The sequence below is a fragment of the Bradyrhizobium sp. USDA 4502 genome, from assembly GCF_054063355.1.
Genome location: NZ_JBSSGF010000001.1, coordinates 3,785,377 through 3,804,969, shown reverse-complemented (window position 1 = coordinate 3,804,969; position 19,593 = coordinate 3,785,377). Strand labels below are relative to the sequence as shown.

At 62.0% G+C, this 19,593-nt stretch carries 17 protein-coding genes and 1 pseudogene; 7 read left to right on the top strand and 11 right to left on the bottom strand.

Annotation, left to right across the window (positions count from 1 at the left end):
* Positions 1 to 42: 42 nt before the first annotated feature.
* From ACVW1B_RS17580 to ACVW1B_RS17555, 6 genes are all read right to left on the bottom strand, one after another.
* The gene (locus ACVW1B_RS17580) at positions 43 to 681 is read right to left on the bottom strand and encodes a hypothetical protein (RefSeq protein WP_456821825.1); all 639 of its coding nucleotides are present in this window, start codon (positions 679 to 681) and stop codon (positions 43 to 45) included.
* Between the two features lie 406 nt (positions 682 to 1,087).
* Entirely contained in the window at positions 1,088 to 2,371 is a 1,284-nt protein-coding gene (locus ACVW1B_RS17575; protein WP_456821824.1) for a hypothetical protein, read from the bottom strand.
* Between the two features lie 59 nt (positions 2,372 to 2,430).
* Positions 2,431 to 2,895, bottom strand: coding sequence for a hypothetical protein (locus tag ACVW1B_RS17570; RefSeq protein WP_456821823.1), 465 nt, complete (start codon positions 2,893 to 2,895; stop codon positions 2,431 to 2,433).
* A 155-nt stretch (positions 2,896 to 3,050) separates the two neighbouring features.
* On the bottom strand, positions 3,051 to 4,424 hold the full coding sequence (locus tag ACVW1B_RS17565; RefSeq protein WP_456821822.1) for an AAA family ATPase: 1,374 nt from the start codon (positions 4,422 to 4,424) through the stop codon (positions 3,051 to 3,053).
* On the bottom strand, positions 4,421 to 4,633 hold the full coding sequence (locus ACVW1B_RS17560) for a hypothetical protein (protein WP_456821821.1): 213 nt from the start codon (positions 4,631 to 4,633) through the stop codon (positions 4,421 to 4,423). The genes ACVW1B_RS17565 and ACVW1B_RS17560 overlap by 4 nt, the downstream gene beginning before the upstream one ends.
* Positions 4,630 to 4,920, bottom strand: a complete 291-nt coding sequence (locus ACVW1B_RS17555; RefSeq protein WP_456821820.1) for a hypothetical protein — start codon at positions 4,918 to 4,920, stop codon at positions 4,630 to 4,632. The genes ACVW1B_RS17560 and ACVW1B_RS17555 overlap by 4 nt, the downstream gene beginning before the upstream one ends.
* Before the next feature lie 439 nt (positions 4,921 to 5,359).
* Here ACVW1B_RS17555 and ACVW1B_RS17550 point away from each other — a divergent pair, with 439 nt between their 5' ends.
* The 6 genes and pseudogenes from ACVW1B_RS17550 (at position 5,360) to ACVW1B_RS17525 (ending at position 10,997) form a co-directional block, all read left to right on the top strand.
* Positions 5,360 to 5,719, top strand: coding sequence for a hypothetical protein (locus ACVW1B_RS17550; RefSeq protein ID WP_253636031.1), 360 nt, complete (start codon positions 5,360 to 5,362; stop codon positions 5,717 to 5,719).
* A gap of 199 nt (positions 5,720 to 5,918) precedes the next feature.
* Positions 5,919 to 7,091 carry an efflux RND transporter periplasmic adaptor subunit gene (locus ACVW1B_RS17545; RefSeq protein WP_456821819.1) on the top strand — a complete coding sequence of 391 codons (1,173 nt, stop codon included), beginning with the start codon at positions 5,919 to 5,921 and terminating at the stop codon, positions 7,089 to 7,091.
* A gap of 23 nt (positions 7,092 to 7,114) precedes the next feature.
* Positions 7,115 to 7,810, top strand: coding sequence for an ABC transporter ATP-binding protein (locus ACVW1B_RS17540; RefSeq protein ID WP_253608149.1), 696 nt, complete (start codon positions 7,115 to 7,117; stop codon positions 7,808 to 7,810).
* On the top strand, positions 7,807 to 9,066 hold the full coding sequence (locus tag ACVW1B_RS17535) for an ABC transporter permease (protein WP_253608150.1): 1,260 nt from the start codon (positions 7,807 to 7,809) through the stop codon (positions 9,064 to 9,066). The genes ACVW1B_RS17540 and ACVW1B_RS17535 overlap by 4 nt, the downstream gene beginning before the upstream one ends.
* Positions 9,067 to 9,195: 129 nt before the next feature.
* Positions 9,196 to 9,653, top strand: a pseudogene (locus ACVW1B_RS17530) (cupin domain-containing protein).
* A 408-nt stretch (positions 9,654 to 10,061) separates the two neighbouring features.
* Positions 10,062 to 10,997, top strand: a complete 936-nt coding sequence (locus ACVW1B_RS17525; RefSeq protein WP_456821818.1) for a hypothetical protein — start codon at positions 10,062 to 10,064, stop codon at positions 10,995 to 10,997.
* 17 nt (positions 10,998 to 11,014) lie between these two features.
* Here the strand turns inward: ACVW1B_RS17525 and ACVW1B_RS17520 are convergent, their stop codons facing one another.
* The 3 genes from ACVW1B_RS17520 to ACVW1B_RS17510 all read right to left on the bottom strand — a co-directional run bounded on the left by ACVW1B_RS17520 (position 11,015) and on the right by ACVW1B_RS17510 (position 14,515).
* Positions 11,015 to 12,397 (bottom strand): hypothetical protein, encoded by a 1,383-nt coding sequence (locus ACVW1B_RS17520; protein ID WP_456821817.1) that lies wholly within the window; start codon positions 12,395 to 12,397, stop codon positions 11,015 to 11,017.
* A gap of 27 nt (positions 12,398 to 12,424) precedes the next feature.
* Positions 12,425 to 13,510, bottom strand: coding sequence for a hypothetical protein (locus ACVW1B_RS17515; RefSeq protein WP_456821816.1), 1,086 nt, complete (start codon positions 13,508 to 13,510; stop codon positions 12,425 to 12,427).
* 126 nt (positions 13,511 to 13,636) lie between these two features.
* On the bottom strand, positions 13,637 to 14,515 hold the full coding sequence (locus tag ACVW1B_RS17510; RefSeq protein ID WP_057019602.1) for a hypothetical protein: 879 nt from the start codon (positions 14,513 to 14,515) through the stop codon (positions 13,637 to 13,639).
* A 129-nt stretch (positions 14,516 to 14,644) separates the two neighbouring features.
* Here ACVW1B_RS17510 and ACVW1B_RS17505 point away from each other — a divergent pair, with 129 nt between their 5' ends.
* The gene (locus tag ACVW1B_RS17505) at positions 14,645 to 15,274 is read left to right on the top strand and encodes a hypothetical protein (RefSeq protein ID WP_141339674.1); all 630 of its coding nucleotides are present in this window, start codon (positions 14,645 to 14,647) and stop codon (positions 15,272 to 15,274) included.
* A 56-nt stretch (positions 15,275 to 15,330) separates the two neighbouring features.
* Here ACVW1B_RS17505 and ACVW1B_RS17500 read toward each other — a convergent pair whose 3' ends face one another.
* Positions 15,331 to 16,917 (bottom strand): class I SAM-dependent methyltransferase, encoded by a 1,587-nt coding sequence (locus tag ACVW1B_RS17500; protein WP_253608156.1) that lies wholly within the window; start codon positions 16,915 to 16,917, stop codon positions 15,331 to 15,333.
* Positions 16,918 to 16,922: 5 nt separating this feature from the next.
* Positions 16,923 to 19,559, bottom strand: coding sequence for a type VI secretion system ATPase TssH (gene tssH, locus ACVW1B_RS17495; protein WP_253608159.1), 2,637 nt, complete (start codon positions 19,557 to 19,559; stop codon positions 16,923 to 16,925).
* Positions 19,560 to 19,593 lie beyond the last annotated feature (34 nt).

Genomic DNA, 19,593 nt, shown 5'->3' with positions numbered 1-19,593 from the left:
TGCTCCCAAATCAGTTGCCGAATTCGTCGCGCATCGCATTGCTCACCGCAACTTGGCAAGAATTCGCCTTATCGTTGATGGACTTGGAGTGTCCGGATTCGGCGGCGCTGTCCGAAGGATCATCCAGTACAGCCCCATCCTACCTGTTGCTGGTGGCGTCGCTGCGGATCGATCTCGGCGCCAAGCGCCCGCCGCATAGCGGCTCAGGCCGCGCGAGATCTCATGCGCCGCGGCGTGGTCAGCGAGCTCGGCGAAGTATCGGCGCCGGCAGTCGACGATTAGCGCGTCCCGCTCGGCGTGCCTCGCCGGCATCACCACCGCGCGCAGCAACGCCTCCGCGGCCGCTGCCCTGTCCGAGACCGACAACTCGGCGCCGGCCTCGATCGCTGCGGCAATCCGCAGGTTTTCGGCCGCCGAATCGTACCCCTGGAAAAATTGTTCGCCGTCGGAACAATTCTTGTCCCGCTCGGCACTGCGGGGAGAATGGTCTGTCACCACGTCACCGGTGACATCGGTGGTTTTGAAACCTGCTCCTGCGCGCGTGTGCGCACGTTGTATGTTTGTATTACTAGTTACTGTGGTGACAGTGGTGACAATGCAGGATTGGCCGATGGTTTCCGCGTCACCGCTGCGCTTGCTGTCACCGGCTTTGACTTGTGCCGAGGGCGAAGCGAAGGCCATTCCTTAGGCACCTCGCCGATAGTGCCAAGCTCGTTTGTCCCCAGTGCGGACCTGGACGCGCAGCCAGCCACGGGCCCGCAGGCACCGTGCAACGCGGTTCTGCTCGGGCTGGCCCATCCTCGATCGGTCGACGCAGATGGCCTCCGATAGGATCTGAGCCACGGTCACCGCATTAATCCAAACGCTGGAAGGTAGCTTGAGCACTGGGTGGAACTCGGGGGCGAGAGCCCGAAGACGCTCGCCCCGTCCTGTTCGTTCTGGCTGACGCGAAGGGGAAGGGAACGCCCCTGCGATATCGAGGGGGGAGCGCTACCCCGGTCAGAATGGCGCTCCCCGCGTCCACCAGCGGGAGTCCGCCGCCGAGGGGGAGAAGGTCCCCTCATTGCCGCGCTGTGGACGTACTGCATCAGATGACATCCTCCGGCATTGCCGGCATGCTGCTGGCCAGTCCGAGCACGACGCGCGGATCGGCGTCGCCGCGACGGTAGACTGGCAACTCACGCTCCTCGGCTTGGCGGATCAGCTGCTCCTCCTCGCGCTCGGCGAGGATGATCTTGGCCCGGATGTCTGCCTCGCCTTGGGCTCGCTGCTCGTCAGTGATCGCGTTCGCGTCGTCGGAATACCGGTCAACTTCGGCGTCGATCGCCGTGATCAGCGTGTCCTTAAACGCGAAGCACAGGACGCCGAGGGCATCGGACACGCCGCCGACCGAATAGGCTTCCGGCGGGACCGTGAGATCTGAGCCGACCAGTTCCCGCGAAACATGGTGATTGCCGCGCACGCCGACGGTCGGCCAGAGGATGTCCTCGCCGTACTCGAGAGCGCCGAGCACGCGCGGAGGCTTGGCAGTGGCTTCGACCAGCTGGCGGACCTTGCCCTTCACCTGCGCCGATGGGCGGGGCTTTGCCTGGAGTTCGCGGAGGTCGGCGAACAATTCGGCGATCTCCTGCCGGATATCGGCGATCGCCTTTTTCAGGTCTGCGCCGGCCGGCCTCTTGGCCTGCTTGCCGTCGTGCGGAACAAACTCGACTGAATGGCTCAGCAATTGGCGTGAGTATGCGCGGCACCGCTCCTGAAGTCGGTCCAGATGCTCAAACTGCGGCTTGGTGTCTTCCATTCGAGCATTGAGCTTCTCGATCCGAACGTCGAGCTTTGCCTTTTCGGCCTGAAGCTTGATTACGGTCGGATGATCTTCAGGCAGTAGAAGAAGATTGCTGTAGCCGGGATGCGGCTGAGTGGAGGTCTTGATCTTGGCGACGATCTGCCCGCGCTCATAGATGGCGGCCTGCAAATCCTCCATCCACTCGCGACGCTTCGCACGAACCTCATCGAGTTGATCGTCCAAGCGCTCAAAGATCGCCTGCACCCAGTCGGGAAGCCGATCACGGACCAGCGCGAAGCTGGCGTTGGTGATCGGCGCGGTCGACGGTGCCAGCGCCTCGATGCTACGACCGAGAGATCCCTGCACTTCGGCAGTCCGAGCTGCTGCGGCTGCATCGTGCTCCTGAAACGCGTGCGCTGCTCGGCTGTAGGCGGCCTCCGCCTGTGGCGACAAAGCACTTGCGTTCGCCGTGCGCGCGGCGAGTGCTACCCGGGCGAAAGTCGCCCTTTCGGCCGGCGTTCTTGCCGTTGACCGGGCCTCGTTGGCCAGCCTCTCGAGATCAAGCGGCTCGTCGCGGTGGTCGTCCATCGATTGTCTCCTCGGTGATTCGTCCTGACCTTGCCTCACATCGTTGGCCATGAGCTGCCCTAGCTCGTGGCCAACAGTGCACGGATGCGCCGGGCAGACAGGGGCCGGTCGATCACCCTGAGGACGGCCCAGCAGTGACCCCGCAGCGTGTCCCGGTAGGCGATGCTGTCAGCGGTGCGGTCGCGCTTCCAATCGGGCCCGGACCGATACCGGGCCAGCCTCTGGGCGATGCCGTCGGCGGCCGCGCTGGCAGATTGGCCGGCGTAGAAGGTCGACATCATGGTGCGCAGCAGCTGCTGGTGTTCGGCCTGCGCCATCCTGGTCGACGCGCTGCGCTGGCCGGGCTTGGTCGGCATCAGCACCAGCGAGGCGGCGCGCAGCGCCTCCGCGGCCGCGGCACGCTCCTCCGGTGTCAGGTCGGCGCCGGCGGCGAGCGCCTCGGCGAGGCGGTGAAGGTCGAAAGATTGGCTCTCCGGCGTTACCGATCTTTCTTGAGGCGAGGGGAGCGCCTGCGGCCCTCCCAAAGGGCCGCGTTGGGCGCTTCCAACGCCCGGGGGGTATGGGGGGTTGGAAGCACAAGCTTGGTAGGAGGGTTGGAAGCGGTTGGTACCCTTGTTGGCAGGGGTGTTGGTAGGGGGGTTGGAAGGTCCAAAATTGAGTTGGTAGGGGGGTTGGAAGGTCACTGCGTGACCCTCTCGATGTGCTCCCGGCGCCGACTGGCGGGACCGGTTTCGACCTTCTTGATCTTGCCGGCATCAAACAGCCGCGACATCGCGCGGCGAAACGCGTCGGCCGTGGTGCCGTTCGCTTCCGGATCGATCGCGAACTCGGTGGGCGCGTTCCCCTTGGCGTTGCTGGCGTGAACGGTGCGACCCTGCGCGTTGCGCTTGTCCAGGAGGCGCAGGAACAGCTCGTCGACGTCCCGCTCGGCAGCGGCCTTATGGTGCGACGGAGCGCCGCCCATGCCCTCCGGAACGAACGTGAGGCCATCCCAGCGCAGGGTAACCTTCTCGCCGAAGCGGCCATAGTTGGACTTCTTGACCTCCAAGACCCGAAGATCCTGGTCCTCCTTTTCGGGGTCGCTCAGATGCAACATCGACCGCACCGAGTTGCGCCAGTCGACACTGTTGGCGGTGCCGGAGCCGTCGGACATGCCGCGGACGCTGGGGTGGTCCAGGAGCACGATCGCCGTGTCGTGCTCTCTGGCGACCTTCCGGAGCATTGCTAGGAAGGCGCGCACCTGTCGCCGAGCGATGGCTTCGCCGTCGAACACCGCTGCGATGGAGTCGATGACGACCAGGCGCGGTTTGTTTGCCGCGATCCACTTCTCGACCTTGTCGAACAGCGGTGTCTTCAGCACCCGGCCGGCGCGGTCGACGGTGACTAACCATGTCTCCTCAAGGTCGGGATAGTGCTGATGCAGGTTGTCGATTGCGTTGGGATCAATGCCGCGCTGCTTGCAGATGCGCTCAACCCGGTCGCGAATGTTTGCCTCTGGCTCCTCGCACGACAGGAAGAAAACAGGACCGCTCTCGACAACACACCCAAGCCAGTCGCCGAGACCCGCGGCCACCGAAACCAACAGCTGCACCGCTGTCTCGGTCTTGCCGGCGCCGCCGTTGCCCGAATAGAGGGTTAGATCGCCGCTCGGAATCCGGCCGTAGGCGAGCCAGCGCTGCTTGATCGGCTCCGTTCCTTTCCATGCCGCCGGCGTGATGGTCTGCAGGGCGCCCTGCGACTTGGTGCTGTCATCATTTGGCGACGACTGGGCGGCCTCGATCGCTTTGGCCATCAGATTTTCGATGGTGTCGGGCCCGTGGGTGGCGACGAGCCCAGCGGTCTCAGCAGCCGCCCAAAGACGCCCGGGGATATCCTCCTCGTCGGTCAGAAGGCCGTGGTGCTGCAATCGAGCATAGCGCTTGGTGAGGTCGACAAACCCGAGCAGCGCTTGGTCGCCTTCCATATTGCGAAGGAAGTAACCGCATTTTGCTAGCTCATTGCGCGCCTTGACGGGGGTGAGGTCGGCGAGAGGCGGAAACGTGAGCACATTCACAGCGACAACCTCGCGCCCAAAAAGGTCGCGAGTACTAACGCCGCTGCCTCAGCCTGAGAAACTTCATCGAACTGGGGCGACTGCCAATGGGTCGCCTTCGAGGTGTAGAGGACGGCCCACCGCGCGCCACCGTCGGCCGGATTGCGGACCAAGCCGATGGAGACGGTGCCGCCGATCGCCCGCGTGGCCTTTTGAACTGCGCTGCTCATCGCTGCGGCCCCGCGTCGAAGGCCAACTCAGCGAGCAGCGTCGCGGTGGGGAGGGGCAATCCGAAGGTGCGCCGGAGATGTTGCGCCTGGGCCGCAACCGCGCCATTGTCGACCGGTCCACGTTCGGACAGGACGGAAAACCCGTTTGAGTTCAGTGAGCGATTTTTTATCGATTTGTCCGAACGGCCTTTGAAAGCATGCAGCCGCCGAACCCCTTCCAAGCTGAATACGAGGGTTCGATTCCCTTCACCCGCTCCAACATCCGCTTGCGGTACGGTCATGTGCATTTGGCGCGCTTTGGACGCCGCGCTCGCTGGCTGATCTCCTCGAAACACAGACCGATCTCGACGGATGGCTGGCTCAGCTCAGCGCCCGGATCGCAACTGCTGGTCCTGCGCCAACTTCCGGAACAGCTTTGTGAGACGACCTTCGGGCGTGAGATGGCCCTGGCCGTAACGCCACCCGATTTCACGGAGGACCTGTCAAATGTCGACGGGACGAGTCACGTCCGTAGGCAGTGCTCAACGAATTCTTGATTTCAGAAGAAGAGACCGTTCGCGACTTCGACGATTCTGACTTCCCTGTCAGAAACTATCTCATTCGTCATCTCGGACATTGCTCGATTCCGGCGAGAAATAGGAACCGCGGCGGGTCAACGGCATTCAAGCGTTCGGCGCCGTCAGCCAACTTGGCGCCCCGGCGACGCAAACCAAACAGGAGTTGATGATGAGAAAACTCGCAATCCTTGCGGCGGGCGTATCATTGCTCGCGGGCACTTACCCCGGCCAGGCATCCGACCATCTGTTCACGGCGGTCGGTGCGGGCGGCCTGACGACCTCCAGCAATCCGTTCGTCAAAACCAATGGTCGATCAGCCGACATCGTGCCGGGGCAGGGAAGTCCGCTGTCCGGCGCAGATCACACCACCCCGGCGGCCGAAGTAGAGTCGTTGCTCACGCATCACTTCACTCAGCCCAACACCAATGCCAATCCCGGCAACGGCACCCTGAAGACGCCTCCACCGGTCACGGCCGGAAAGACGGCGCCCTCAGCCAACAGTCCACATACAGCGGTCTTCATGCCCTGATCCGGCCCAGGGCGATCACTTCGGATCGCGGCCGCGGCGGCGTGGCGACGTCCCAGGCTATCTGGGTCTCGTCGCGCCGTCTGCGGCATCGGAAAGCGCGGCAGCTACGCCTGCTCTCAGCACGGAGGACCGCATCGGTCGGCGCGGTGAGATCATCATTCGTAAGGTCGATCAACCGAACGTCCCGCGAAAGCTTCTGGTGCGTGGAGCGCTGGGAGTTCTTGCGGTTGCCGCAACCTATCCGTTGTGGGCTCCGGATAGTCCGGTCTCCGCGATCGGGGACGGTCAGGATGACCTGCGCTATGTCAGCATCGCCCGCGACAACGTCGTGCAGAATGTCACCGCTTCCGGAACGCTCGAAGCGGTCGACACGGTCGAGGTCAGCTCCCAGCTGTCGGGTCAGGTCGCGAGGTTGATGGCCGATCACAATTCCCCCGTCCGGGCCGGCGAGCCGCTTGCGGCGCTCGACAGCGCGACCTTTGAAGTCCAGGTCAAGGAGGCGGATGCTGCCCTTGAGGTCGCATTGGCGCAGCACGAGGAGGCCAAGTCGGTGATCGAGGGCGTACAGGCACGTCACGATGACGCTCTGCGTGATCTTCAGGTCAAGAGCACGCTCAGCAGAAACGGCAGCGTTTCCCAGCGTGACGCCGAGCGCGCCCAGATGGCGGCGCGGTCGCTCGCCTCCGAATTGTCCGCGGCCAAGGCGCGCGAGCAGATACGCGCGGCCGGAGTGACGGCCGCGCGGGCTTCACTCGAACGGGTTCAGCTCGATCTCGAGCGAAGCATCATCAAATCGCCGATCGATGGCGTTGTCATCCGGCGCAGCGTGGAACTCGGTCAAACCGTGGCCGCGAGCCTGCAGGCGCCGACGCTGTTCACGATCGCGCGCGATCTTTCGGACATGCGGGTCGACGCATCGGTGAGCGAGGCCGACATCGGTGCGGTGCGAACCGGGCAGCGCGCTCGATTCGGCGTCGATTCGTATCCCGGGCGCACGTTCGAAGGGCGCGTGCTTGAGATCCGAAAGGCGGCACGGATGGTGCAAAACGTGGTGACCTACACCGTGATGATTTCAGCGCCCAATCCCGAAGGCTTGTTGCTTCCCGGCATGACTGCAGACGTCCGCATCGTGGTGCAGGAGCAGCAAGACGCGATAGTCGTTCCCAATGCTGCGCTGAGTTTTCGGCCAAGGCAGGAAGGCGCAAGCCACCCCACTCCCGGAACAGGGGTGATCTGGGTTCGCATGAAATCGGGCGCTTTGAAGTCCACTGCCGTTTCACTGGGCGCCAGCGGCGATTCCCTGACCCAGATTCTGTCGCCAGATATAAAGATCGGCGAACGGGTCGCCATCGGTTATCGGAGCAAACCTTAGTGGAGCCGCCCGGCGGTTAGCGCATGAGTCCGCTCGTCATCCTCGATCATATCCACAAGCAACATCGGCTCGGCAACCAAGCCGTTCAGGCGCTTTCGGACGTCTGTCTGGAGATCGATCGCGGAGAATTCGTCGCCGTCGTGGGTCCATCGGGATCGGGCAAGTCGACCTTGCTTTCGATCCTGGGCTGCCTCGACCAGCCGTCGCGCGGGCGTTACCTTCTCCACGGCGAGAATGTGTTTGCGCAGTCGAAGATCCGCCTGAGCGAGCTGCGCAATCGACGCGTTGGAATTGTCTTTCAAAACTTCAACCTGTTGCCGCGCCTCACCGCGCTCGAGAATGTCGCGCTGCCGCTCTTCTACCGGACCGAGCCGCTGCGCAATCCGCTGGCGCGTGCGCGCGCCGTGCTCGAAAGGGTCGGGCTCGGCCTTCGGATGCACCACGTGCCCTCAAAACTGTCGGGGGGAGAGCAGCAGCGCGTTGCAATCGCACGAGCCATCGTCAACGGCCCGGACCTTCTGCTGGCGGATGAACCGACAGGCGCGCTGGACACGAGCACGCGTGACGCCATTCTCGCGCTGCTCTGCCAGTTGCAGCGCACCGCACTCACGGTAGTGCTGGTGACGCACGACCCCGAGGTCGCAGCGTGCGCGCGGCGCATCATCAGGTTACGGGACGGCGCGGTCGTCGGCGAACCGGAACGCCACGTCACGTCATGAGCCTCGATCCACATGGGATTTCGATGCGATCGTTCGGCTATGTTGCTCTGGCGTTTCGGTCGGTACGTGCGCACATATTGCGCTCCATTCTCGCTGTGACCGGCATTGTCATCGGCATTGCCGCCGTCGTGGTCGTCGTTGCGGTGGCGGAAGGCGCGCGTGCTGAAATCTCGAAGCAGATAAATTCGCTTGGCTCAAATCTGATGCTTGTGCAGCCCGGTGCGCAACTCGCGCAGGGCGTCCGGCATCAGGCCGGCACCATTCTCTCGCTCACAACGGCTGATGCGCTGGCGATCGCTCGCGAGGTGCCCGATATTGTCGTTGCGGCACCGTTCGTCGGTGAGCAAAAGACGACAATATCAGGGGACATGAACTGGTCGACCCTCGTAGCCGGTGTGACGCCGAATTTTTTTGAAGCGCGGGGGTGGAGGCTCGCGGAGGGCCAACTGCTTAGCGACGATCACGTTGTATCGGCCGCAAAAGTTGCAATTCTCGGCCGCACTTTAGCCCGTGAACTGTTCAAGGGCAGCGACCCGCTTGGCCGTTTCGTCCGTATTGATCGTTCGTCCTATCTCGTGATCGGAGTGCTCGCCGAGAAAGGCCAGGACTTCACCGGTCGGGACCAGGACGACGTCATGTTCATTCCGTTGTCGTCCGCGAAAATCTTCACGATTGGACGCAGCCAGGCTAACCCGGATGCCGTGCATAGCATTCTCGTGAAGACGGAGTCCGCTCAATCGATGCAAGCCGCGGAGGCGGCAATTGCGCAAGTCCTGCGGCTGCGCCACAAGATCGTGGGGCGCAAGGCTAACGATTTTCGCATCCAGAACCTCATCCAGATCGCCCAGACGAGCGACCGGGCCTATCGCCAGTTCACCTTGCTGGTGTCCACGCTTTCGGGAATCTCCCTGCTGGTCGGCGGCATTGGCGTGATGAACATCATGCTCGTATCGGTCACAGAACGGATCAACGAGATTGGAATCCGGTTGGCGTTCGGCGCCCGCCCACAAGACATCCGCGCACAGTTTTTGCTGGAAGGGGTACTCCTGTGTACCATCGGCGGACTGTTGGGACTCGTTGTCGGTTACCTCTGCGCACGCGTGATCCCCTCCGCTCTAGGCTGGCCTGTCGAGTTCAATGGACAGATGGCGTTGATCGCGATCGCCTGCTCCAGTCTCGTCGGTATTGTCTTCGGTCTTCTGCCCGCCGAACGGGCTGCGCGTTTGGATCCGGCGACGCTGCTAAGGTCCGGGTAGTCCGGGCGCGTGATCCGCGTCGCTGGGTGGTGGCCATGAGCTTTGCGAGACGGGGCGGGCCATTGCGATAGGCGCAGATCCACGCTTATGGTCGCGCATTCGCTTGCTGCCATCGTCCGAGGAAATGCCATGCCCAGGACCGATCTGACAAAAGTGCCGGAACGCAAGGAGACCGGCTATCCGGCGGAGTTCGCCGCGCCGTGCGCCGAGCGGGTGCGGCAGCGTCTCGGCGATGCCGGCGGGCTCGCCGACTTCGGCGTCAACCTGATGCGGCTGCCGCCCGGCAACTGGTCGAGCCAGCGCCACTGGCATTCGGACGAGGACGAGTTCGTCTATGTGCTCGCGGGCGAAGTGGTGCTGGTGGAAGACGGCGGCGAGACGGTGCTGCGCGCCGGCGATTGCGCGGCGTTTCCAAAAAAAACTCCGGCAACGGGCATCATCTGATCAACAGATCGCAGATGACGGCAACCCATCTCGAGGTCGGCTCGCGCTCGCGCGGCGACGTCATCACCTGCTCCGACATCGACATGATGAGCCCGAGCTCCGACGGCCGCTTCCTGCACAAGGACGGCACGCCGTACGAATAGCCGCACCAGCCGCGCCGGGCGCGAAATCAGGCGTTGCGGATTGGCCGGCGAAGGACCAATGTTCCGGCAAGGGAGCTTTGGTCGCGTCCATGGCGGAATGGTATTTCATCTGGGTCGACGGTCCGCGCGGACCCGAGCCGCAGAAATGGTCGTCGGACGCGCTGTGGGGCCAGCTCGCGCGTCAGGACGTGATTGTGCGTTTTCCCCTGAGCGATCGCGAGGCCGAATGCGCTCGGCTTGAGTCGGCATTCGCCCTTGCTGCTCCACGACACCAAGCGAAATCAACTGCCTCGCAAGGCCAATTTCCGCTATCTTGCTCGCTCAACCGGACAAGATGATCCCGGATGGATATGCCCGGCGCGATGGACCGTGCGAGATCCCGTCCGTGGATTAGGAGGGGGGGGAGCCATGCCGAGCTTCGTTCAGTTCCTGCAGAATTCGGGTGTGTACGCTGCGCAAAATTTCATGATCGTTCCTCGGGAAGGCTTCAACCTGGTCTGTCTCCGCGACAGCAAGGACGTTGGCCTGTCGTATGATCGCAATCGATTACTGGTCGAGGATGTGCGGCTCGATGACGTCGAACGTGTCGCTCAGGAATACATCAAGACCCGCTTCAGGGAGCAAAAAGGCCAGGAGCGCGACGACCAGTTGCTGCGTCTGCGTACAGCGCTGTATGCCACTGCACGGCCGGACGGCCCTGCGCGCGGCCTCAAGGTCTCGCCCAAGGATAAAGGCATTCCCGAGCTTAAAGCCGTACGCGGCAGCACAAGCATCAAGTTGGATGTCGCCATTCTGCCGCGCAAGGATTTCACGATCGCGTTCAAATTCCTCAAGTACCTCGATCAATCCGGCAATCTGATCAACGCCACGAAATGGACGCCGGACGACGTGCCCTGGTTCCTCACCAAGCTGAACTGGACGTTCGGGGCTCAGGCAAATATCTTCTTCACCCCGGCAGAGGCGACTTGGATGACGGTCCGGAAAGCCCTGGGGCCAAAAATCTCGCGGGATGTTTTCCGCAAGGAGATCGTCCCGTTCAAGGTACGCGGCGCCGATCTCACGTGTTTTCTCGTCGGCGACTATGACGCAATGGATAACGAGGCGGCTGGAGAATATCTGCCCGACGAGCAGGTCTTCGTGGTTGTCGATCAGGGCAATCCACCCGTGTTCGACTATGGCGAGGCGTTCATTGGCGTCATGGCGCACGAGGTCGGTCACTTCCTGCGCCACAAGCGGAACATTCCCGGCAATGGGCACCATAATCGAAGCGGCATCTTGCTTTCCAGCGGCATGGAAAGCCTGTCCCTGGACAAGCAACTCGTCACCGACCTCAACGCGTGGTGAGAGCGCTCGTTCTCCGCTCACGCTTTGGCAGCAATGTACCCGTAATAATTCATAAGGAAGTCCCCAATCGAGAGAGGCTTCTGAGCGCCACCCTTGCCCGGATGCGGGATCGCGTAATCTCCCTTGCCCCATGTGAACATCGTTGTCGTCACGTTTCCATTCGACACTTGTATCCTGTCACGCAAGACGACCCAGTGCCGCGTCAACACCGAGCCTTCGTCCGACTGGTCGTCATATTCGATCATGTTGGCGCTTATGAACAGGCATACGCGGTATCCACTGGCGAGCAGGGCGTTGGCTTCGTTGACGCTGTCGATGCCTTTGCTGAATTTCAGATTGGTCTCCTCGCGCACGTCCTGGTATCCGGCCTTGCGGAACCATTGCTCCATTTCGCTCGGCAAGGTGATCCCCGCGACGTCGCTTACTCTGCCGGTGTCGTCAAAATCGAGGAACCAATTTTCGGAGTCGCGAATGGAGGCGCAAGTCAGCCAATCGACGTGGTCCAGCGAGTAGGGCGGCGTGTAGTTTTTCACGTCCTTTCCCGGCTTGATCAGCAGGCGGCCGAGGTTTGCCTGCCCCTTCTGATACAGATCGATGGCGAACCGCGCATATTGCCCCGGCTTGTCGGATGCGTAGCTGAACATCAGCGCGGACGGACCGCACATGCTCGCTTGATCCTGATCTATGAGGCTCGGCTTCGCAATTCGCCTGAGAATACCTATCCCGACGCGGTGCGGGTCGAGCTTCGGAAAGAACGTGGTCCTCGTGTTCTTGAGGAAATCGCAGACCATCTCCGCGGCAAGCTTCTTTTGATCCGAGTTGAGGTCGTACGGTCCAACCCCGAGCCACTTCTTCTTTTCGTCGCCGACGAAGAGCGTGATGAGTTTCTTCGAAGTCGGAGAAAGCGTTCTGGAGGTGTTTGCAATGGTGGTCAGGTCGTCCAGCTCGAATGCGGTGACCATGCCGTCCGTGACGGTCGCCCTGATGATGTCGACGACTTCCGCGTAGTCCAGCCTGGAATCGTCGAGCAGACCCTTGCGAAGTGCGGCATCGACGGATGGCGTCGCGATCCCGTCCCATTGACCCTTGGGAGGAGGAGGCTTGGCGGCTGCCTTTGTCGCGAGGTCGACCAGCCGAGTGAATGTTGGCCCGCCGGGCCGGATATAGCCGTCCGGCGTGCCCGGGAAGTTCTTCTGCTGGAAATACAGGATCGAGTTGTAGAGGCTGTCGCTGGCGTGACCCGTCACGACCATTTGCGGTTTGAGCGTGGTCTCGGCTCCTCCGTCGGAAATGGCGATCTTGTTGAGGAGCGAGATGACCAGCTCCTGGTCTTGCTTCCAGTTCTGGCAGCTGCGACCCGTCGCGGCAAACCGACCGACTTTGTCTTTCAATTGCGGCATGAGCAATCACCAGCAATATGATCGTTTTCAGTGGCGGATTGCGGGTTCAACTATCGCATTGGTGGTCGGCTGAAGCGTCCACGCTAGCTTGTCGATGAACTCGTACTCAAATAGCGCCTGCGGATCGGTTCCGAAATAATATCCATACTGATGCAGAATCTTGGAGCCCTTGGCGACCATCTCGCGCTTCCATTTCAGGTCCTTGGCAGAGCTGAACTGAAATCCAATCACCACCGCATAGTTTTCGTACGCTTCGGCCACTTGCAGAATGGTCGCGCGCGTCAGGATGCCAGCAGGGTCTTCCAGACCTTGAACTCTGAACGCGGTGATGCGGTTCAGCAGATTTGATGCAACTTCCTCCTCGGACCAACCCATGACGCCCGCTGCAACGCCCTTTGCGAACCCCTCCTTGATGAACTTGACTTGAATGTTCTTGAGTGCCTCTCGGGCCGCGACCTTGTCAGCCACCATAAGGACCAGATCGGGGATCATCGCAGCGATGTTCTCGGCCTTGAAAGCCTCCTTTAAACCCGCCTTGAAGCCGGCCTTGGCCGCGCTCCAAAATCCTTCGCCAGCGACGGAGCCTGCCGGCGGCGGCGGGACCTCTGGCGGGGTCGGTGTGTTCCGCGGGACCTTCAGTCTCACCTCCGGTGCCCGGAAGTCGAGCGCTTGAACGCCTCTCCTGCGCATCGCAATGAGCGTTCCTCCGCTGTCCCTGGTCAGCAACACCGGATTCTTGATGCCGCGAGCCACTCCGCCTGCCCTGACCTGGGCAACAACATCGGAATCGAACGCGGAAAGCCCGTGATTCAAATCCTCATTGCCCCACTTCCAAACTTGCGCGCGGGGCACCTGGGTCATCATTTTGTCTTCGACGATCCGCAAGTCAGTGAGCAATTTTTCGCCGGACTGAGCACGCGCTCCCTTTAGAAATTCAAACTTGACCCGCGGTGAGATCAGAACCTCGTGACCGTCCTTGGCCAGATTGAGAATTTCATTCTCGAAGCGTCGGCTGAGCGCTTTCTCGGCGGTGCTCGCCGCAGCTCTTTGCCCGTTCTGTATGTCTATAAGAATATTGGTATCGAGCCAGACGGGGGGCTTTAAGGGCGCCATTGCAACAACACCATTGGCATAAACTGTAGGACGCATTTTGCGTCGGCGAGCCTATCCCTCAGTCGCGTCTGCTGAAGCGCCGGTTCAAGCGGCTCTGCCGCACCCTCGATCGCAGACATGCGATCGTCAGCGCGCGCCTTTCGGCTTGGAGCCAAGCAGATCATGCGTTCCACTGACGCTTAACGTTCCCGAGCACTCGAATCCTCCGAAAATGCCGCAGGAGCCGGTGACGGTGACGCGCAAGTCCTTGCGTTGATACAGGTCGACCGAAACGCCAAATCGCGAAAAATCGTTGGCGCTGTTCGGCAGGATCAGGTCGATGTGATCGATCGCCCAGCGCGGCAGGTGAGGATTGCTCTTCCAGAACAGTTCATTGACGGCGTGGTGGCCGAAATTCGGTCCGACCGTGAGGGCGCCGTCTGCGCCCTCAAACACGAAGCCGGTCTCGTCGATGTGAACATTGACCCGGTCCGGCGCTACCGCGAAATGCAGCGACGTGATGTCCTGCGGCTGCGGGTCCTTGCCGAACTGCGCGCTATAGTCGTCGCTCCATTGCCCTCGGCCGCGCCCGAGCCCGAAGCCGTGCCGGCCCGGAAGGTCTCGCGTCGAGAGCGGCCGGTCGGATAGCTTTGGGCGCCAGATCTCCCGGAATCCCTTGCCGATTGTGGCTGCCATCGACAGATCGAGGGCCCAATGCGACGGCTTCTCCGGGCTTTTGCCTTCGGCGAAGGCGTCGAATCCGTCCGACGTCTTGGCAATGCGCAGCGTCTTGATCAGGTCTTCCCAGTCCTTGGGCAGGAACGTGACGCCGTCGAGCGTGCTCGTCGCGGCCGCGACGCCATACTTCTCCAATTGGCGTCGGATATAGGCCTTCTCGTCATAGAGGCGGACATTGGGATTCGGCCCCGCGAAATATTTCGACAGATCGATCTGCGGCCGGAGCATGGTCAGCCGCGCCGCGATCTTGCGGTAAGTGTCGGTCGTGGTCGGGTCGGTGGTCGTCACGGGGCTGCCCTCCGAGTGAAAGCCAGTCCCCGATTTGTCTGATCCGGCCGGGGCCGGGTTCAACTGAACCTCCCAACCGGAAACGCCGACCACCATTCGTGGAGCAGTGTCAACAGCAAGGACGATCCGATGTCACTTCGGAGCAGGGTGCTAGACGTACTCAATGGCCCGGCGGTCGCACGCATTCGCTTCCGGTTTCCGATCCGTGGCAGCCACGTGACGATTGCACCGCAAACGTTCCATCACGTCGCTCGCGCGATCCGGTTGGGACAGGTCAGCGTCAGAGTTCCGACGGACCTCGCGGCAAATGTTGCGGCACAATATAACGACGTCGCGCGGACCCGGGCGGACGGTACGGTCGTCGCGGCGAATACGTTGGAGGTCGTGTCGGCGACGGGGCGAATGGACGAAGCCTATATCGTCCACGAGGCCTTGCATGCGGCTTACGATCTGCTGCGTACTGGCCTTGACGGCAATGCGGAGGAGGCGTCCGCCTATGTCTGTACCGCGCTCTACTGCCGCATGACGGGCCTGCCGCGACCCCGCTGGGCGAACGGCCCGATCTACGCCAATGCCGCGGAAGTCGCCCGAACGTTGCTGTCGCAATATCAGAAGGGTGATCCCGGCATTCCCTGGGTCGGCGAGCATGAATGGCAGATGCTGCGCGCCGGTGTCGGCCTTAGCGCGGTCTATGCCAGCGGACCCGGCGGCATTCTCACCGGGTGGCTGCTCGGCCAACAATACACCCACGACGGCTGATGGGACGTGGGGCGTCCGCTCCACAAAATGACGGGCCGGCTCCTTGCCGCCCGTCCTCAGGCCACCAGCAAACCCAGTTTGCCGACCGTCGCCAGCGAACGGTCAACGCTTTGTCGGGTTGACAGCAGCAACGGCTCGGCGGGCTGCCCGGCATCATCCAATTGCTTGACCTGGATGGTCGGTCCGAAGGTTTCAGTCATTTCGGCTGTGATTTGCTCGATCGTCCGGGAGCCGTCGAGCAGTTGCAGAAAGTGGCGCGTCCTGTCGTCCTCCAACTGCACGGTTTGGTGAAGCAGATTGGTGACCAGCGGGCCGCTCTGCGCCTGTCTGCGGGCGAGGAGACTCGCCTGCGGACAATCCGTGACTTCTTTCACGAGAAACGGCCGTGATTTCAGAAAGGAGACCTCGCCGCTGCAGGCCAGGATATAGAGCGCTTCCGTCAATATCCGTTGGTCATCGGCTGTTTGCCGGCCTTCCAGCAGCGTCCGGGCGCCATCGAGCAGTTCAGTGAACGAGAGTGCGCGCGGCCAGGCCCGGCCGAGACAAAGATGTGCGGCCTTCAGGAGCGGATTGGTCACGGTGATTCGGCTGCCGTCCTGATTTTCAAATTCCATCTCGGAATCGTCGGTCAGGCAGGCGTCGGGGCGACGTGGGCTGGTGGTGCTCAGCAGATAGAAGGCGGTGATGAAGTCGAGATCGACCTTGCGGTCAAGGGAGATGCCTTCGTGGCAGAGCAACGTACGCCGAAACCCGTTGCCGTCGATGAAGTCCTGATACTGATCGCGCGCCATGAACTCGCTTTCGGGAAAGCGCTGCAGCGTGGCGCGGACCTCTTCGGTGTAACCGGCAAGATAGCGTCGTGAGAAATCGGCGTCGCTCAGATATTGCAGCCCATGTCGGCCGGCGTCTTCGACGACTTCGTGCAGCAGGAACGCCGTCGCGCCAGAATCGAGATCGTCGTGAAAAAGCAACTCGTCCGGAGCCTTGAGCACGCGGTTGCACTGGTCGCGCATGACTGTACCGTGCACCGAGCTGGACTTCGATCCTTCGCTGAGAAATTTCACGATGGCGCGAGCTTGTCCCACTTTCTCCTTCATCCCGGTGATGCGCCGGGTGTGGTAGCGCATCATGTCGCGGACCATGTCGCGAAGATGCGAGAACGGGTGCGCGTTATAACTGACGTAGCAGAGCCCCTGTGGCGCCAAATTCCGTTTGAAGATGGACATCATCTTCTCGCGCACGATCGGTGGTACCCATGAATACACGCCATGGGCGATGATGTAGTCGAACTGTCCGAAGGCAGCGTCGACATCCATGATGTCGCAATGCAGAAGCCTGACGTTGCTCAAGCCCAATGCGGCGATGTTCCGCTGTCCGCGTTCGATCGTAACGCCGCTCAGGTCGATACCGATGAACTCGCTGTCCGGATATTGAAAAGCCATCGGCAACAGATTGCCGCCAACGCCGCAGCCGAGCTCCAGGACCCGGCAGCGCTCGACCGGAGCCGGCTGCATGCCGTAGACCGCAGCGAGCGTTGCCAGATGGTTCGGGTGGGTGAGCCCGTAGACATGCCCGGGATAATACACCTCATCGTATGGTGTGGTGCCGGTGGTCGGCTGGCGGTGCTCGGTCTGGATGTTCATCGCAGTCAGTTCCACGAATATGCAAACTTGTCGTTCACGATCGAGACGCGCGTCTGCTTGACCTCCTCCTTGGCGAGAGACTTGCTGAGGAATTCGCGCGACAGTTCGGGCAGCAGCGTGTTGGTGATGATGTTGTCGATCATCCGCCCGCCGGAGTCCGGATCGTTGCAACGGGATACGATGTGCTCGACGACTGCATCGTCGTAGCCGAAGGCAGCCTTGTGATTATCGCGGAGGCGCTGTCCGATCCGGTCGAGCTGCAATCTGACGATGCCGGCAAGCATCTCGTCCGAAAGCGGAAAGTAGGGGATCGAGACGATGCGCCCAAGCAACGCGGCAGGGAACACCTTCAGCAATTCCGGCCGCAGCAGCCTGGCGAGTTCTTCCGGCTCGTTGCGATACTTCGGATCGCGCGCCAGGCTCATGATGAGATCGGTGCCGACGTTCGTGGTCAGAATGATCAATGTGTTCTTGAAATCGATTCGCCGACCGTTGCCGTCCTCCATGACTCCCTTGTCGAACACCTGGAAGAAGATCTCATGGACGTCGGGATGGGCCTTCTCCACCTCGTCGAGCAGGATAACGCTGTAGGGCTTGCGCCGGACCGCTTCGGTGAGCCGGCCGCCTTCACCATAGCCGACGTAACCCGGAGGTGCGCCCTTCAAGGTCGAGACCGTATGGGCCTCCTGGAACTCCGACATGTTGATCGTGATCATGTTCTGCTCGCCGCCATAAAGGGTTTCGGCAAGCGCGAGGGCGGTTTCTGTCTTACCCACGCCGGACGGTCCGGCCAGCATGAAAACGCCGATCGGCTTGGACGGGTTGTCCAACTTGGCGCGGCTGGTCTCGATTCGTTTCGCAATCATCGTCAGCCCGTGGGACTGGCCGACCACGCGGCGATTGAGAATTTCGGGTAGCTTCAGGACGGTTTCGATCTCGTCGCGCATCATTCTGCCGGTCGGGATACCGGTCCAGTCGGACACGACAGAGGCCACCGACTGCTGGTCGACATGGGCATAGATCATCCGCTTTTCCGGATTGATGCCTTCCAGTGTCTCGAACTTGCCGCGCAACTCGACGCGCTTCGTCGCTCGATCTTCGTCGCCGTTCTCGGAGAGGATTTCGCGAATGCTGCGGATGTCCTTGACGAGCTCCTGTTCCTTGGCCCAGTCGGCCTCCAGGCCGGACAGCTTGGCCTTCAGCGTCGCTATGTCGCCGTCGATTGTGGTGATGCGCTCGCTGTTCTCGTCCCCGAGATCGCCGTCGCTGACCAGCGCTGATCGTTCGGCCTCGCGGGCCGCGATCGCGACGCGAGCGTCCTCGATCAGGGCCGGCGTCGCGCTTTGACTGATGGCTACCCGTGCTGAAGCTGTGTCCAGCAGGCTGACCGCCTTGTCCGGCAGCTGTCGGGACGGAATGTAGCGATGCGACAGGTTGACCGCGGTCACGATCGCGGCGTCCGAAATGCGAACGCCGTGGTGCTTCTCCATCGGGCCCAGGAGACCGCGCAGCATGATGCAACAGGTCTCGACATCCGGCTCATCGACCTGGATCGGCTGAAAGCGCCGTGTGAGTGCGGGGTCCTTTTCGATGTACTGGCGATACTCTGCCCAGGTGGTGGCGGCGATGGTCCGCAGCGTGCCGCGGGCGAGGGGAGGCTTGAGGAGATTGGCCGCGTCGCCGGTGCCGGCGGCGCCACCGGCCCCGATCAGCGTGTGCGCTTCGTCGATGAACAGGATGATCGGGGTAGGCGAGTTCTGTACCTCGTCGATCACCGAGCGCAGGCGCTGCTCGAACTCGCCCTTCATCGAGGCACCGGCCTGCATCAGGCCGATATCCAGCGCGCAGAGCCTGACGTTGCGCAGCGGCGGCGGCACCTCGCCGGCGGCAATGCGCTGGGCAAATCCCTCGACCACGGCAGTCTTGCCGACGCCGGCCTCGCCGGTGAGGATCGGATTGTTTTGCCGCCGGCGCATCAGCACGTCGATCAATTGGCGGATTTCGTCGTCTCGACCGAGGATCGGGTCCATCTGGCCCGATCTGGCCTTGGCGGTCAGATCCTGGGAGAACCGGTCGAGCGGCGTCGTCCCCTTGGGATTCGCCCGGTCCGTACCGTCAGTACCGGCACCGGCCAATCCGGAGCCGTCCATCGGACGCATGGTCTCCTCCTCGGAGCCTGCCCAGATGGCGCGGTGCTCCGCAGCCAATGCGTCGACATTTATCTTGGCGAATTCCTGCGAGATGTTGTTGAGCGCACGACGGATCTCGTTCGATTTCAATCCGGCGACCAGGAGATGTCCGGTGCGGATCTGGGTCTCGCCGAAGAACAGCGTGGCGTAGTGCCAGCCACGGTCGAGAATATCGATGACCGAATTGGCGACGCCCGGCATGTCGGTTTCGTTCTTGCGGAAACCGTTGATGACGCCCGCGAGGTCCGACAGCAGCCGCGCGCGGTCGAGCTTGTAGTGATCCACCGACAGGCTGAGGTCGGTCCGCTCCTGTTGCAGGATGTGAAACAGCCAGTGCGCAAGCTCCACGTTACGGTTGCTGACGCTCTTGGCGTGGCGAAGGGATTGTATGAAGGCGTCGTAGCCGGCCCGGTTCAGTTTGCCAGTCACGGCCTCAAGGCTGATGTCGGTCACGATGGCGCCTCCTGCTCAATCCCGGACGATGCCG

Excerpts from the sequence above, each read along its gene's own strand:
- ACVW1B_RS17555 (WP_456821820.1), bottom strand. The coding sequence starts at position 4,920 with ATGCACATGACCGTACCGCAAGCGGATGTTGGAGCGGGTGAAGGGAAT.
- ACVW1B_RS17575 (WP_456821824.1), bottom strand. The coding sequence starts at position 2,371 with ATGGACGACCACCGCGACGAGCCGCTTGATCTCGAGAGGCTGGCCAAC.
- ACVW1B_RS17540 (WP_253608149.1), top strand. The coding sequence starts at position 7,115 with ATGAGTCCGCTCGTCATCCTCGATCATATCCACAAGCAACATCGGCTC.
- ACVW1B_RS17520 (WP_456821817.1), bottom strand. The coding sequence starts at position 12,397 with ATGCCGCAATTGAAAGACAAAGTCGGTCGGTTTGCCGCGACGGGTCGC.
- ACVW1B_RS17550 (WP_253636031.1), top strand. The coding sequence starts at position 5,360 with ATGAGAAAACTCGCAATCCTTGCGGCGGGCGTATCATTGCTCGCGGGC.
- ACVW1B_RS17500 (WP_253608156.1), bottom strand. The coding sequence starts at position 16,917 with ATGAACATCCAGACCGAGCACCGCCAGCCGACCACCGGCACCACACCA.
- ACVW1B_RS17515 (WP_456821816.1), bottom strand. The coding sequence starts at position 13,510 with ATGGCGCCCTTAAAGCCCCCCGTCTGGCTCGATACCAATATTCTTATA.
- ACVW1B_RS17580 (WP_456821825.1), bottom strand. The coding sequence starts at position 681 with ATGGCCTTCGCTTCGCCCTCGGCACAAGTCAAAGCCGGTGACAGCAAG.
- ACVW1B_RS17525 (WP_456821818.1), top strand. The coding sequence starts at position 10,062 with ATGCCGAGCTTCGTTCAGTTCCTGCAGAATTCGGGTGTGTACGCTGCG.
- ACVW1B_RS17535 (WP_253608150.1), top strand. The coding sequence starts at position 7,807 with ATGAGCCTCGATCCACATGGGATTTCGATGCGATCGTTCGGCTATGTT.
- ACVW1B_RS17505 (WP_141339674.1), top strand. The coding sequence starts at position 14,645 with ATGTCACTTCGGAGCAGGGTGCTAGACGTACTCAATGGCCCGGCGGTC.
- ACVW1B_RS17560 (WP_456821821.1), bottom strand. The coding sequence starts at position 4,633 with ATGAGCAGCGCAGTTCAAAAGGCCACGCGGGCGATCGGCGGCACCGTC.